The 14,732-nt window shown below is 40.6% G+C and carries 11 protein-coding genes; 7 read left to right on the forward strand and 4 right to left on the reverse strand.

Going from position 1 to position 14,732, the window contains the following annotated elements:
• Positions 1-116: 116 nt before the first annotated feature.
• The 7 genes from HMPREF9072_RS10290 to HMPREF9072_RS10320 all read left to right on the forward strand — a co-directional run bounded on the left by HMPREF9072_RS10290 (position 117) and on the right by HMPREF9072_RS10320 (position 9,883).
• Positions 117-1,361 (forward strand): efflux RND transporter periplasmic adaptor subunit, encoded by a 1,245-nt coding sequence (locus tag HMPREF9072_RS10290; protein WP_009411660.1) that lies wholly within the window; start codon positions 117-119, stop codon positions 1,359-1,361.
• An 83-nt stretch (positions 1,362-1,444) separates the two neighbouring features.
• Positions 1,445-1,666: a DUF2795 domain-containing protein gene (locus HMPREF9072_RS10295; RefSeq protein WP_002673751.1), complete on the forward strand. Its 222-nt coding sequence runs from the start codon at positions 1,445-1,447 to the stop codon at positions 1,664-1,666.
• A gap of 402 nt (positions 1,667-2,068) precedes the next feature.
• On the forward strand, positions 2,069-5,431 hold the full coding sequence (gene secA / locus HMPREF9072_RS10300) for a preprotein translocase subunit SecA (protein ID WP_009411662.1): 3,363 nt from the start codon (positions 2,069-2,071) through the stop codon (positions 5,429-5,431).
• A gap of 12 nt (positions 5,432-5,443) precedes the next feature.
• Positions 5,444-5,986 carry a DUF3592 domain-containing protein gene (locus tag HMPREF9072_RS10305; protein ID WP_009411663.1) on the forward strand — a complete coding sequence of 181 codons (543 nt, stop codon included), beginning with the start codon at positions 5,444-5,446 and terminating at the stop codon, positions 5,984-5,986.
• A gap of 187 nt (positions 5,987-6,173) precedes the next feature.
• On the forward strand, positions 6,174-7,928 hold the full coding sequence (locus HMPREF9072_RS10310) for a DEAD/DEAH box helicase (protein WP_009411664.1): 1,755 nt from the start codon (positions 6,174-6,176) through the stop codon (positions 7,926-7,928).
• Positions 7,928-8,503, forward strand: a complete 576-nt coding sequence (locus HMPREF9072_RS10315) for a phosphatase PAP2 family protein (protein WP_009411665.1) — start codon at positions 7,928-7,930, stop codon at positions 8,501-8,503. The genes HMPREF9072_RS10310 and HMPREF9072_RS10315 overlap by 1 nt, the downstream gene beginning before the upstream one ends.
• Before the next feature lie 111 nt (positions 8,504-8,614).
• Positions 8,615-9,883 (forward strand): DUF2851 family protein, encoded by a 1,269-nt coding sequence (locus tag HMPREF9072_RS10320; protein WP_009411666.1) that lies wholly within the window; start codon positions 8,615-8,617, stop codon positions 9,881-9,883.
• A gap of 56 nt (positions 9,884-9,939) precedes the next feature.
• On the opposite strand, the gene HMPREF9072_RS10325 is transcribed toward HMPREF9072_RS10320, so the two are convergent.
• The 4 genes from HMPREF9072_RS10325 to HMPREF9072_RS10340 are packed head-to-tail and all read right to left on the reverse strand — an operon-like array spanning position 9,940 to position 14,511.
• On the reverse strand, positions 9,940-10,341 hold the full coding sequence (locus HMPREF9072_RS10325; protein WP_009411667.1) for a hypothetical protein: 402 nt from the start codon (positions 10,339-10,341) through the stop codon (positions 9,940-9,942).
• Positions 10,338-10,970, reverse strand: a complete 633-nt coding sequence (locus HMPREF9072_RS10330) for an HAD family phosphatase (RefSeq protein WP_009411668.1) — start codon at positions 10,968-10,970, stop codon at positions 10,338-10,340. The genes HMPREF9072_RS10325 and HMPREF9072_RS10330 overlap by 4 nt, the downstream gene beginning before the upstream one ends.
• Positions 10,970-12,034: a Wzz/FepE/Etk N-terminal domain-containing protein gene (locus tag HMPREF9072_RS10335; protein WP_009411669.1), complete on the reverse strand. Its 1,065-nt coding sequence runs from the start codon at positions 12,032-12,034 to the stop codon at positions 10,970-10,972. The genes HMPREF9072_RS10330 and HMPREF9072_RS10335 overlap by 1 nt, the downstream gene beginning before the upstream one ends.
• Positions 12,035-12,036: 2 nt before the next feature.
• A complete protein-coding gene (locus tag HMPREF9072_RS10340) occupies positions 12,037-14,511 on the reverse strand; it encodes an SLBB domain-containing protein (RefSeq protein ID WP_009411670.1) in 2,475 nt (824 codons plus the stop codon).
• Positions 14,512-14,732 lie beyond the last annotated feature (221 nt).

A 14,732-nucleotide genomic window follows, 5' to 3' on the forward strand; every position in this document is an offset into this window, starting at 1 on the left:
TCTCATTTTCTAATTCTCTCATTTTCTAATTCTCCCATTTTCTAATTTTCTCATTTCCAAATTTGCTAATTTACTAATTGTTTTATACTTTTGCACCTGAAAACAACTTCACTATTATGAAAAGAAAAACCGTTCTCATTATTTTAGCCGTTATATTGCTAATTATCATTTTGATTATTGGTAAAAAAGCAGGTTGGTTTGGCGAAGAAAATTCTGCCATAAACGTCGAAACTCAAAAAGTAATTCCTACAACAATCATCCAAAAAGTGTCGGCTACAGGAAAAATACAACCCGAATTGGAAATCAAGATATCGTCCGAAGTATCAGGCGAAATTATAGAACTCCCTGTAAAAGAAGGGCAAATGGTAAAAAAAGGCGACCTTTTGGTGCGCATCAACCCCGATATTTACCAATCGGTAGTAAAGCGTAGTGCTGCAAGTTTAGAAACCGTACGCGCCAGCTTACAACAGTCCAGCGCTACCCTCAAAGAAGCCGAAGAGAGTTATAAGCGCAACAAAGTGTTGTTCGATAAGGGCGTAATCTCAAAATCCGATTGGGATAAAGCTGTTTCAGCCTACGAGGTAGCCAAAGCCTCTCGCGAGTCAGCTCGTTTTAATGTACAGAGTGCAATGGCAAGTGTTTCCGAAGCCCAAGACAACCTCAAAAAAACAATTATTTATTCACCTACCGATGGCACCATTTCTAAGCTCAGCGTAGAGTTAGGCGAGCGCGTGGTAGGTACGATGCAAATGACGGGTACCGAGATTATGCGTGTAGCAAATCTCCATAATATGGAAGTGGAAGTAGATGTAAATGAGAACGATATCGTAAAAATAAGTGTAGGCGACTCAGTGAATGTCGAAGTAGATGCTTACCTAAAACGCGTGTTCAAAGGTACCGTTACCAATATCGCCAATACCGCCAATACCACCACCAGCGCAGACCAAGTAACGAACTTCAAAGTCAAGATACACATCGAAGAAGCATCGTATAAAGACCTCTCAGAAAGCAAACCTGTTGGCTATTCGCCCTTCCGTCCAGGTATGACCGCAACGGTAGACATTATCACCCAAACCAAAAAAGACGCAGTTGCAGTACCTATCAGTGCCATTATTGTAAAAAAGAAATCTGAAATCGACCCTAAAACCCCTAAGGAAGAAGCCGACAAAAAGCAGGAAGCCGTGTTTGTACTCAAAGACGGTAAAGCCGAACTCCGTGCGGTAACTACCGGTATTCAAGATAATGTGAATATCGAAATCCTTTCAGGTGTAGCTAAAGACGAGACTATTATCACCGGTCCTTACAGCGCTGTAAGTAAAACTCTGAAAAATGGCGATGCCGTTCAAACAACTAACAAATAAAACTCACTTTTTTTTCTCATTTTATTTGCCCAATAAATAAAATATATTACTTTTGCGCAAAATTTATAAAATTCTATTAGTTTATGTATTGGACGTTAGAACTTGCATCTTATTTAAGTGATGCTCCTTGGCCTGCTACTAAAGACGAGCTTATCGATTATGCTATCCGTACAGGCGCTCCTATGGAAGTGGTGGAAAACCTTCAAGAAATAGAAGACGAAGGTGATATGTATGAATCTATCGACGAAATCTGGCCTGATTACCCGTCGGAGGAAGATTACCTATGGAATGAAGATGAATATTAAAAACAAAAATAAAAAGTCTCTCTGAGGAGACTTTTTTTAATTTGCCAATTTGTAGATTAACCCAAAATTTACATTAAAATAATTAACTTTATAAATATTCACTTTTGCAAATTGTCCCCCTTCGGGGGTTCGGGGGCTTTCTTTTAATTTGCCAATCAGCAAAGTAGCAGATTAGCAAATGAATATAGTGACAAATTGTCAGTTTTCGCCTTTTGGTATATTTATTGACAAACTTGTAGGGTCACCTTTACCAAAGTTTTAAATTGCCTGTCGTGCTACGACTCGTGTTGCGACTTGTACTACAACTGAAAAATATATAATTATAAACAAATAAATTAAAAAAACCCTCATTTGCAGATTGTCCCCCTTCGGGGGTTCGGGGGCAGAGGGGGCTAAATAACTATGAGTATTATCAATTCCCTTATTAAAATTTTCGTTGGCGACAAAGCCAAAAACGACCTAAAAGCAATCCAACCTATCGTTGAAAAGATAAAAACTTATGCCTCTCAGTTAGAAAATATCTCTAATGATGAGTTGCGCGCAAAAACTATTGAGTTCAAACAAAGAATAAAAGACGCTCGCGCCGAGTTCGATACTAAAATAGCCGAACTCGAAGCCCAAGCAAACGCTACCGACGATATCGACGCTAAAGAAGACCTCTATACCGAAATAGATAAACTCAACGGCGAAGCTTATCAAGTCTCCGAAAAAGTATTAAACGACATTCTTCCCGAAGCCTTCGCTACTATGAAGGAAACTACCCGTCGTTTTGCTAATAACGAAACAATTACCGTAACAGCCACCGAGCACGACCGCGAACTATCGGCTACCCACGATTATGTAACGATTGAAGGCGATAAAGCCGTGTGGAAAAACCACTGGGATGCCGCTGGTAAAGATGTTACTTGGGATATGGTACACTACGATGTACAGCTCATTGGAGGTATTGCTCTTCACCAAGGTAAGATTGCTGAAATGCAAACAGGGGAAGGTAAAACCCTTGTGGCTACCTTGCCAGTCTACCTCAATGCCCTAACGGGGAATGGAGTGCACCTCGTAACCGTGAACGACTATTTGGCACGCCGAGATAGTGCCTGGATGGGACCTTTATTTGAGTTCCACGGTTTGCGTGTGGATTGTATCGACAACCACCAACCTAACTCCGAAGCGCGTCGTCGTGCTTACAACGCCGATATTACCTACGGAACTAACAACGAATTTGGTTTCGACTACCTCCGCGACAATATGGCGCACACTCCCGAAGATTTGGTGCAACGCGCTCACAACTATGCCATTGTCGATGAGGTCGACTCTGTATTGATAGACGATGCTCGTACACCGCTCATCATCTCAGGTCCTACCCCTAAAGGCGAATTGCACGAGTTCAACGAACTGAAACCTTTAGTAGAAAATTTGGTAAACAAACAGCGTACTTACCTCACCAAAGTATTAGCCGATGCCCGCAAACTCATCGCCGAAGGGGATACCAAAGAAGGGGGATTCCAACTCTTGCGCGTGTACCGTGGTTTGCCTAAAAACAAAGCGCTCATCAAATTCCTCAGCGAAGAAGGGGTAAAACAACTGCTCCAAAAAACTGAAAATTACTATATGCAGGATAACAATCGCGAAATGCCAAAGGTAGATGCCGAATTGTACTTCGTGATTGATGAAAAAAACAACCAAATCGAGCTTACCGATAAAGGGTTTGCTGATATTGCCTACGATGGTGATAAAGATTTCTTTGTTTTACCTGATATTGGGGTAGAAATTGCCAATATCGAGAACCAAGGTCTTCCTATTGAAGAAGAAGCTAAACTAAAAGATAAATTATTCCAAGATTTTAGCGTAAAAAGCGAACGCATTCACACCCTTAACCAATTGCTCAAAGCCTACACTCTCTTTGAAAAAGATGTAGAGTATGTAGTGATTGACAACAAAGTGCTCATCGTCGATGAACAAACAGGTCGTATTATGGACGGTCGTCGTTATTCCGATGGTTTGCACCAAGCGATTGAAGCCAAAGAGAATGTGAAAATTGAGGCTGCTACCCAAACCTATGCAACTATTACCTTGCAAAACTACTTCCGTATGTATAGCAAGTTAGCAGGTATGACGGGTACTGCTATCACCGAAGCGGGTGAGTTCTGGGAAATCTATAAACTCGATGTAATGGAAATCCCTACTAACCGTCCTATTGCTCGTAAAGACCACAACGACCTTATCTATAAAACCAAACGCGAGAAATACAACGCTGTAATCGATGAGGTAGTAAAACTTTCCGAAGCTGGTCGCCCAGTGTTGATTGGTACTACTTCTGTGGAAGTATCTGAACTCCTCAGCCGTATGCTTACAATGCGCAAGGTAAAACACAATGTATTGAATGCGAAATTGCATAAAAAAGAAGCTGAAATCGTAGCCGAAGCCGGACATAGTGGTGTGGTAACCATCGCAACCAATATGGCGGGACGTGGTACCGACATCAAGTTAACTCCCGAAGTAAAAGCTGCAGGAGGTTTGGCAATTATAGGTACCGAACGCCACGACTCTCGTCGTGTCGATCGTCAGTTGCGCGGTCGTTCTGGTCGTCAAGGTGACCCTGGTAGCTCACTCTTCTTCGTTTCTCTCGAAGATAACCTAATGCGCCTCTTCGGTTCTGAACGTATCGCCCGACTAATGGACAGCTTAGGTCATAAAGAAGGTGATGTAATTCAGCACTCTATGATGACCAAACGCATCGAGGCAGCTCAGAAAAAGGTAGAAGAAAACAACTTCGGTATGCGTAAACGTCTGTTAGAGTACGACGACGTGATGAACGCACAACGCAAGCAAATTTATAAACGCCGTCGCCACGCTCTTGAAGGTGAACGCCTAAAAGTGGATTTGGCAAATATGATATTCGATACTTGCGAGAATATAGTAGAAAACAACAAAGGTGGTAATAATTACAAGAATTTCACTTTCGAGCTCATCAAATATTTCTCACTGAAAACACAAATTTCAGAAGCCGAATTTGCTAAACAATCGCCAAACGACCTTACTTTCACCTTGTATCACGAAGCGCTCAAACACTATCAGGAAAAAGCTGAACGCAGTGCCGCTCAAGCCTTCCCAGTGATTAAAGAGGTATACGAAAATCCTAATAATACTTACGAGCGCATCGTCGTGCCTTTCACCGATGGCGAAAAGATGCTCAACATCGTAACCGACCTCAAAGAGGCGTACGAAACCCAAGGTAAGAAACTCGTAAGCGATTTTGAGAAGAATATTACGCTTGGCATCATCGACGAGGAGTGGAAAACGCATCTCCGCCGTATGGATGAACTCAAACAATCAGTACAATTAGCGGTACACGAACAGAAAGACCCGCTACTCATCTATAAGTTTGAAGCTTATCAGTTGTTCAAAGCTATGGTCGATAAGGTAAACAAAGAGATTATCTCTTTCTTGTTCAAAGCCGAATTGCCTACTCAAAATCCACCCGTACAGGAAGCCCACGCGCCACAACGCACTCGTGAACGCTATCAAACCAATAAGGAAGAAGCTCTCAACAGCGATGAAATGGCGCAACGCGCCCGTGAAGTAGGGCAACAAGCCTCACAGCGCCGTTCGGTAGTAGAAACCATCGTACGCGAACAACCTAAAATTGGTCGTAACGACAAGGTAGTAATCCAAAACATCCGTACTGGTGAACGCAAAGAGCTCAAGTTCAAACAAGCTGACCCCCTAATAAACAGCGGAGAATGGATATTAGTATCCAATAAATAAATCACTAAGGTAATGGACAACCAAATGAACAACCAAATGGGAATGTTGCTAAGCTCTGGCATATTCTTTCTGTTTGCGCTTGTATTCTTGGTTACTGCTGAGATTAACAAAAGAATTACCGAAAAGAACAAAAAACTATATCAAGGGAAAGCACAAGGAGAGGTATTAGAAATTGTCAAATCAGGCAGTCAGGGTGTAGGAGGTATTGGTTTTAATAATAGGACTTATGTAGTCTATAAGTATACTGTAGGAGAAAATACTTATATTGTAAAACCTCTTGTTCTGAACTCAAACGCCCCTATAAACTTGAAATATGCTAACTCGGATCATACTTTTTATGTAACCTATTTTGGGGCTCATAGTGGTAGCCGTCAAACCAATTATCGAGCAGGCGAGAGTATTACAGTAGCTTATTTGCCCGAAACTCCCAGTGAACACCAAATAGTAGACGATAAAGATAAAACGTTTTTTTATAAGGGGTTTCGCGTAGCAGGATTTGCAATAATGTCCATTGCAATAATTCTCTTGATTGTTTCCTTTTTCATAAAAAAATAAGCAGAAACACAATATAAATTATTTATTATACTTTGCCAAAGTTTCCTGCCCGTGCGGCTCGCACCTTTGGCAAAGTTTTTTCTTCTTAATTGTCAATTATCAATTGTCAATTGAAAATATTATTGTACCTTTGCGCTTTAAAATACATTAGCAAATTAGCAAATTTGCTAATTTACAAATTGTATTAATGAATTTATTTGAACAATTAGGTCTTGATGAACCTATCCTCAAAGCCATCAGCGATATGGGCTTTGAAACTCCTTCTGAAATTCAGCAAAAAGCCATTCCTACTCTTTTGGCAAATGGTGCTGATATGGTAGCTTTAGCCCAAACAGGTACTGGTAAAACAGCCGCTTTTGGCTTTCCTCTCCTCCAACTTATCGATACTGATAGCCGTGTAACCCAAGGGCTTATCCTTTCGCCTACACGCGAACTCTGCTTGCAAATCGCTTCTGAACTCCGCAATTATGCTAAGTACCTCCCTAAGATGAACGTAGTGGCGGTATATGGCGGCGCAAGTATTGAGGAACAAGCGCGTAGCCTCAAAAAAGGCGCTCAAATTATCGTGGCTACTCCTGGGCGTATGCAAGATATGATACGTCGTAACTTCTTAGATATCAGTCATATCAACTATTGTGTGCTCGACGAAGCCGACGAAATGCTCAATATGGGCTTCTATGAAGATATTACCGCTATTCTATCGCATACCCCTCAAGAAAAAAGCACTTGGCTCTTTTCGGCTACTATGCCTAACGAGGTGGCTAAGATAGCGCGTAAGTTTATGCGTAAGCCTATCGAAATAACAGTAGGAACTCGCAATCAGGCTACTAACACCGTGCAACACGAGTACTATATAGTGAGCGGTCGCCATAGATACCAAGCCCTAAAACGCCTTGCTGATGCCAACCCCGATATCTTCTCGGTAGTGTTTTGCCGAACCAAACGCGATACTCAGGCAGTAGCCGAAAAACTCATTGAAGATGGCTACAACGCTGCTGCCCTTCACGGTGATTTGAGTCAGAATCAACGTGATTTGGTGATGAAATCTTTCCGTGCACGCCAAATACAAATGCTTGTCGCTACCGATGTCGCTGCCCGCGGTATCGATGTAGACGATATCACCCACGTAATTCACTACCAATTGCCCGACGAAATAGAAACCTACAACCACCGCAGTGGACGTACAGGTCGTGCTGGTAAATCGGGAATTTCGATGGTGATTTTACCAAAAAGTGAGGTGAAGAAAATTAAAACTATCGAAAAGATGATAGGGCAACCTTTTGAGCAGAAACAATTGCCGTCGGGTATGGAAATCTGCGAGATACAACTCTACCACTTGGCTAACAACCTCAAAAATACAGAAGTAAACCCTGCCATCGACGATTATTTGCCAGCTATTTATAAAGAACTGAAAAACGTAGATCGCGATGAGCTGATCAAAAAAATATTCTCAGTAGAATTTACGCGTTTCTTCAATTATTATAAAAATGCTGAAAACTTATCGGTAGAGAACGAGCGCGAAAGTCGCAGTGGGAGTAGTAGCGATGAAGTGCGCTATTTCATCAATATAGGTGAACGCGATGGCTACGACTGGAAATCACTCAAAGATTTCCTCAAAGCAACCCTTAATTTAGGTCGTGATGATGTTTTCAAAGTAGATGTAAAGAACAGTTTCTCTTTCTTCAATACCGATGCCGACTTCTCCGATTTGGTGATGAGCACCTTTACCGATTTTCAAATGGACGGTCGCTTCATCAATGTGGAGCTCTCTACCAAAGGAGCTGGCAGAGACCGTGGCGGACGCAAACGCGGAAATGATGACGGTAGAAAACACGGCAACGATGAGGGTAGAAGTCGCAAAAAAGGACAAAGAGAAAGTCGTAAACAAAAGACTGCTGAAGCCCTCCAACAGGCTTTTAAAAAGAAGAAAAAACGCAAATAATGTTAGAATACCTTATAGAAACAGATAAGCAACTGCTCTGTTCCCTCAATAGTTGGGGAACGCCCGAAGCCGACAGCCTTTGGTTAGTAATTACCAATGAACTCTCGTCTATCCCTCTCTATGCTTTCTTGTTATACTTGTGTTTCAAGTATTTCCATTGGAAAAGAGTGTTGCTCATCTTGGTATTCATCGCCCTTCTCATCACCACTACCGACCAGCTGGCGAACATTTTCAAATACGGATTCCAGCGCTTGCGCCCTTGTCACGATGAGAGTCTTATGGGGCAAATGCGAATGGTGATTTGTGGTGGTAAGTATGGGTTCTTTTCAGCACACGCCGCCAATACAATGGCAATAGCCGTATTTTTTAGTTACTTGCTTAGGAAAAACGCCCGATATATCGTCACCCTACTGCTCTGCTGGTCAATTATTGTGAGTTATAGCCGTATTTATTTAGGCGTGCATTTCCCAGGTGATGTATTGGTAGGTTGGATTTTCGGTACACTCTTAGCTACCCTTTATTATTTTCTTTTTCTATACACAGAAAAAAGATTAAAAATCCCAACTCGAGAATAATTTGCATTGTTACAACCTTTACTAAAATTTTTAGTTGTCCGTCGTGTTACGACCTTTACTAATTAAATAAGCTGGTACTATTTCTTACCTCTTATCTCTTACCTAAACAAAATGAAAGAAGATTTCTTACACTACCTATGGAAATACAAAAAAGTACCCCTCAACGCTGTACTTACTACGGGAGAGCGCTTGCAAATTCTCTCATTTGGTGAGTATAATTCTCTTTCAGGTCCCGATTTCCAAAGTGCCCAACTGCTTATAGGTGAGCAGCAATGGGCAGGTAATGTAGAAATGCATCTCAAATCATCGTATTGGTATGTGCACGGTCACGAAAGTGATCCCGCTTATCACAATGTGATTCTGCACGTAGTTTGGGAACACGATATAGAAGTATTCGATACTAACAACCAGCCTATTCCTACTTTAGAACTCCGAGGTCTTATTTCTCCCGAACTCTTAGAGCGATACAATACGACTGTAGCCTCACACTACCAGTTTATTCCTTGTGAAAAAGAATATACCACCGTACCTGCCATTACTTTGCTTTCGTGGAATGAGCGTCTGTTAGTAGAACGTTTAGAAGAAAAAGCCACTGCTGTAAACCAGTTGTGGAAAGCTGCCAATTTCGATTGGGAGAAAGTACTTTTTTGTATGCTTCTCAAATCTTTTGGAGGCACTGTAAACGGCGAAGCCTTCCTGCAATTGGGCAAACATCTCGATTTTAGTATTATCCGCAAAGAGCGTTCACACCCCTTGCATTTAGATGCACTACTATTGGGGCAAGCAGGCTTACTCCCTCAAGAAACTGAACACACCTGCCCACGTGAACTATTGCAAAATTATCACTACCTACAACAGAAATACAACCTATCTGCACCCGTAGTAAAAATACATTTCACCGGTTTGCGTCCGCAAGGCTTTCCCACTATCCGACTCTCGCAACTCGCACAGCTATACGAACTAAATGAAGGTTTGTTTTCACAAATTCTTGAAGTGAATGATTTCAAAAGTATCCAAAAACTCTTTGCCGTAGGAGTCTCTGAGTTTTGGGAAACCCACTATACCTTTACTAAGACTTCTAAAAAAGTAAAAAAGCCTATTAGTGCGAGTCTCATCACACTTATTTGGATAAATGTATTCATTCCACTCAAATATGCCTATTACCAAAGTTTAGGCAAGGATGTGAGTGAATCTCTTATCGAAGAACTCAAAACAATGACTGCTGAGAGCAACAGCATAATCACCCAATACCAACAATTAGGAGTCTCTGTTGCCACTGCTTTTGATACCCAAGTACTTCTACAACAATACAAACATTATTGCCAATCCAAACGCTGTTTAGATTGTGCTATAGGGATTTCGATTTTAGGGAGAAAGTAAAAAAATTGATAAAAGCTATTAAACTTACTCTCATACCCAGCTTTACTTGTTACCTGTTATCTATTAGTTGTTATCTGATGTAGCGCTTCGTTATAAGCACTCTCAAAAGCGAGCAGATTCATACCCATAGGGAGTTGTTGGGCTTGGAAGAAGGTGAGAAGTTTTTCAGTAGGAAGATAGCCACCATAACCTTTGATAGCACTATAAAAACGCGTAGCGCCGGCTTGGTAGGCAGTAGCCAAACTGCTAATAGTAATGCCTTGTTTTGCAATAGCAGGCAGTTCGTCGTCTAAGAGCAGTATTTTAGTTTGGGTGTTTGAAAAATCTAAATGACTAACTAAAGGGTGTAGTTCGGCTTTGAGGGCAAGACCATAAAAACCAACAGCCAATAAAGATTGTAAATAATCCTCATTGGCTATCGTTACACATTCTATGAGTTGTATGTTACTGTTTGTCATAAAAGTTCTTGCATTGAATGGATAACGCTATCGGCTTGACTTAAATCTTGTCCGCCTGAAAGGGGATTCTGGAAGCCTACACACTGCATATTAGCACTTTTAGCTGCTTTTACCCCATTGGTACTGTCTTCTATCACTGTAAATTGTGTTGCTGGCAAGTGGTACCATTGGGCTACCTTTAGGAATATTTCGGGATTAGGTTTGCTGTATTGCACATCGTCTCCACTCATTATCACTTCAAAATAGTGTGCTATATTTGTTTGCTGAGTAAAAATATCGATGAGTTTGCGTCCGGAAGAGGAAGCTAATGATAGGTGCTTTCCTTCATTCTTAAATTTCTCTAACACTTCTTTTACGTAAGGTACTAAGGGAACTTTCACTTCGGGTAATCGTTTGAAAAAGTAATCACGGTGAAACTGCATTAGCTCCTCTACACTTTCTGTGCGCTGGGCATCGCACTTTACCTTTTCCCACATCGGAAAAGCCGACATTCCCGTGAGAGTTTGTATATACGTCTTGTCAAACGGAATACCTTTCAGCTGAAAAGTCTCATAAATAATCTCTTGGTGCATTGGTTCACTGTCTAATAGCACCCCGTCCATATCAAAGATAATATAGTTGTTAGTCATTAGTCGTTAGATTTGAGTTGCCGTCTAAAGTCTTTTAGAAAAACATTACCTATTCCTATAATGAGTCCTACAAACGTCCAAATGGCAATAATCATCATTCGTTTAGGTTTAGAACGTTCGTTAGGTACGCTCACAGGCTCAATAATGGTAAATATTGGTTGGTCTTCCTTCATCTTAATACGTTTGGTTTCAAGTTGCTTAGCTAATTCAGTATATACATTAAAAGCTAAGTTATACTCAGCTTGTAGTTGTTGCAAACGCGTTTGAGGCAAATTGCTAAAAAGATCACGATTGCGGTCTTGGAAACCTGCCACAGCGTATTGCTTTGCCTTAAAATCTTTTTCAGCTTCGATAAAACGTTGTTGCACAAAGTTGAACTCTTCTTTTGCTTTTTGCAATTTAAATTCAGTTACTGTTTCTTGCAATAACTGCTGCGCACTTTGCAACATTTGTGCCGCAGGAAGTGCTTCGGGCATTGCATACGATAACGTAATATAACCCTCTTTTTCATTTAAATTCAACTTGATATTATTATCAATACTATTTAGGATAGCCCTCTCCTCTCCACTAATACTCGTAATATGGGTGGTGTCTTGTATCTTAATAGACGGTTCAGAAGAATTTGAACTGAAAATACTCATCACACTGTTCCAAACGCTTGGTTTCGCATAGCTCTTACAATATTGCTCATAGGTAATTGGATTAGGAATATCTGAAAATGTAAGCTTCGTCTGTGCTAATTTCTTTTTAAACGGAACACTTTCAATAATCTTGGAGTAGGTAGTAAGTGGAATAGCATCTGCATTGTTTCCTCCTAAATTAATCCCTGCCATAGCTGCAAGTCCTCCCAATCCTCCTGTCGATTTGCTATCAGTTGCTTGTGGTACCATAATAGTGGTAGCGGTGTATTCTTTAGCCGAAAATAAGGCTATTAATACCCCTATAACCATAAATATCAACGTAAATACAGCGATTGATTTCTTAGCTCTCCAAAGCTTATTGATAAGCTGTAGCAAATCAATTTCATCTTCTTCTCTTATCGTATTGTGATGATTATTTTCCATAGTTATTTTTTAAAAGCACTGTAAATTAACACCCCCATAGTAGTAATAGCCGAAATGATACCCACCGTTTCTCCGGTTGTAAGACGTTGTTTTTCGGGTTTTGAAGGTACTATAATAATAGCCCCAGGCTCTATTTTTGGGTAGTTTTTAAAGAATAGAGAGGTGCGTGTTGCCTTTATATCTCCATTGGCATACATCACATAAATAGCACTCCTTTTCGCCCTGCTGGCAAAACCTCCTGCACTACTGACATACTGATGTATAGAAGCTCCTTTTTCATAACGCACTAATGAAGGCGCTAATACTTCTCCTCTAATTTCCACAGTTTGTTTTTCTGAAGGGACTAATAACATATCTCCGTCATTGAGCAAGAGGTCATATTTGCTGTGTTTTCGGTTTAATATCTTTTTTACATCAAGCCCTATGCGATACTCATTACTTTTTTTAGCTACTCTTCTCAGTGTTTTATTCGAAGTGCTACTGCTCGTGTCGTTCTCAATCTCAATGAGTTCTTTTAAGAAATCTTCTTGCTGAATATCCCCTTCATCTGTCTTCTTTCTCACAAGCGTAAGTCCTTCTTTATAGGCAAAGGGAGTAAAACCGCCCACACGCTCTAATAAATCCGAAACACGTTCGTCTTTAGATTGAATACTATAAACACCTGGGTAGAGTACTTCTCCCATTACCGTTACAGTTTGCATAGGAGTAAATCCTTTGATATAACGTACCGATACTACATCGTTAGGTTGCAAGGTAAGTCGTTCTCCTTGGGGCTCTAACTGGTGGTTAGACGATACTTTAAAGGCTTGACTTAGTTTCTGAAAATTACCATCGTTAGTTTCTCTAAATACCTCAATCATCGAAGGGTCTGCACCATTAGCTAAACCACCTGCCAACGAAATCACGTCTTCCACTGTCATATTCTCCATAAAAGGTAATTCTTTAGGTTTATTTACAGCTCCTTCTACCTTTACAAAGCGTTTGTACTGAAGAGAATCTCTGTAGAAAATATGAATACTATCATTATCTTTTAGCGGAATATCATTTTTCTTTTCTATGAGGTCTTTTACCGAAAAACTAAGTGTTTGGTAATCCACGCGGTTTTCAGTGCGGAAGATAAGACCTCTATTCAAGGAAGCATCTTTTCTCACACCGTTAGCTCTGTTGAGTAAGTCGTAAGCCGTCATCCCCTCTTTAAACTCGTATACCCCAGGCTGATATACCGCTCCGCCTATACTGAGCCTATTATGGTATTCATCAGTAATAGCATGTACATTTAGGCGGTCACCATTTTGCATTTTTACTTTTGAAATATCAGCAAAAGGAATCTCTTTTACTTCTCGTTTAGCATCTTTAATGCGCTCCAACACCAAAGTATTGGTAAAAGCATCAGAGGTAAAACCTCCAAAGAAGGTGATGAGGTTCGCCAGCGTCTCATTGTCTAAAGTCTCATAAAAACCACGTCGTTTTACTTTCCCGTCCACCCATACGCGGTTTTTATATGGGGGTACAATAATCACATCTTGGTCTTTAAGACCTATATTGCCTTTTTCTGAACCATTTATTAGGAAATTATACACGTCAAAAGTAGCAACTTTTTTACCTCCACGAAAGATGTTTATTTCCCTAAACGAACCACTTTTTGAAGGGCCTCCACAAGCATATAATGCGTTAAGCACTGTTGAAAGCGAACTAAGCGAATAAGTTCCAGGAACTGCCACTTCGCCTATGATATTCACCTTTACTGTACGCACCTGACTGATAGTTACCCCTGTATAAATTTTCGCATAACTACCCTCAGGAGCCGAAATACCAGAATAAATGCGCTTGAGCTGTGAATTAATCTTAGCCTTCACCTCACTGAACGAAAGTCCTCCCACGTGAATACGCCCGATACCATTTAGGAATATATTTCCCTCAGCGTCTACTTTTTGCTTAAAAGAACCTTCTGTCGCCCCCCAAACTTCCACGAGTAGTTCATCGCCAGGACCTACTTGATAGTTGTCGGGAGTTGCCATATTGAGGTTAGGAGTAAAAGATATTTTAGGATTCTTGAAGAAACTCATTCCAAATATAGAATCCTTTTTCTGTTTAGTAGTGATAGAATCTTTGTTTTCTTTACCGGTATAACCAAAAATATCATCACCTTCAGCCGGGCGTCTACCTGTTTTTGTATTTTCTTTAAGTTTGTTTTTAATATCAGAAGAAGTGCTGAGTTGCATAATACGCTGCTTGAGCTTCATTACTTGCGTTTCTTGCATACCACGACTGCGAGCCAAAGCAACGAATTGGTCTAATGAATAACCTTGTGCTTGAGCGCGATCCCAATAATTTTTAATCTGTGCATCACTCAAGTTATCCACATTCACAGTAGTGATATCCACATTGTTATAGGTAGCATTAGGAGAGGTCACCTGTGCTACTGCTTGAGAGATAACTAAAAGTAAGTATATAATAAGTAATTTAATCTTCAACATTATTGCATAATTGATTTTGGGGCAAAGATACAAAACTATTAGCAATTAGCAATCAAGATATTGTTTTTTTAGTCCACCGTTGTTAATTCTCCTACTCTCCCTCCAACTCGTCTTCCCCCTTCCAAGCAGTCCCACAACTTCAAACAACAAAAAAAGAGCAATTCTTTATCAGAATTGCTCTTCTTACAAGAAGGCGGCGACATACTCTCCCACGTGACCGT

The sequence above is a fragment of the Capnocytophaga sp. oral taxon 324 str. F0483 genome (genome assembly GCF_000318315.2).
Classification (GTDB): Bacteria; Bacteroidota; Bacteroidia; order Flavobacteriales; family Flavobacteriaceae; genus Capnocytophaga; species Capnocytophaga ochracea.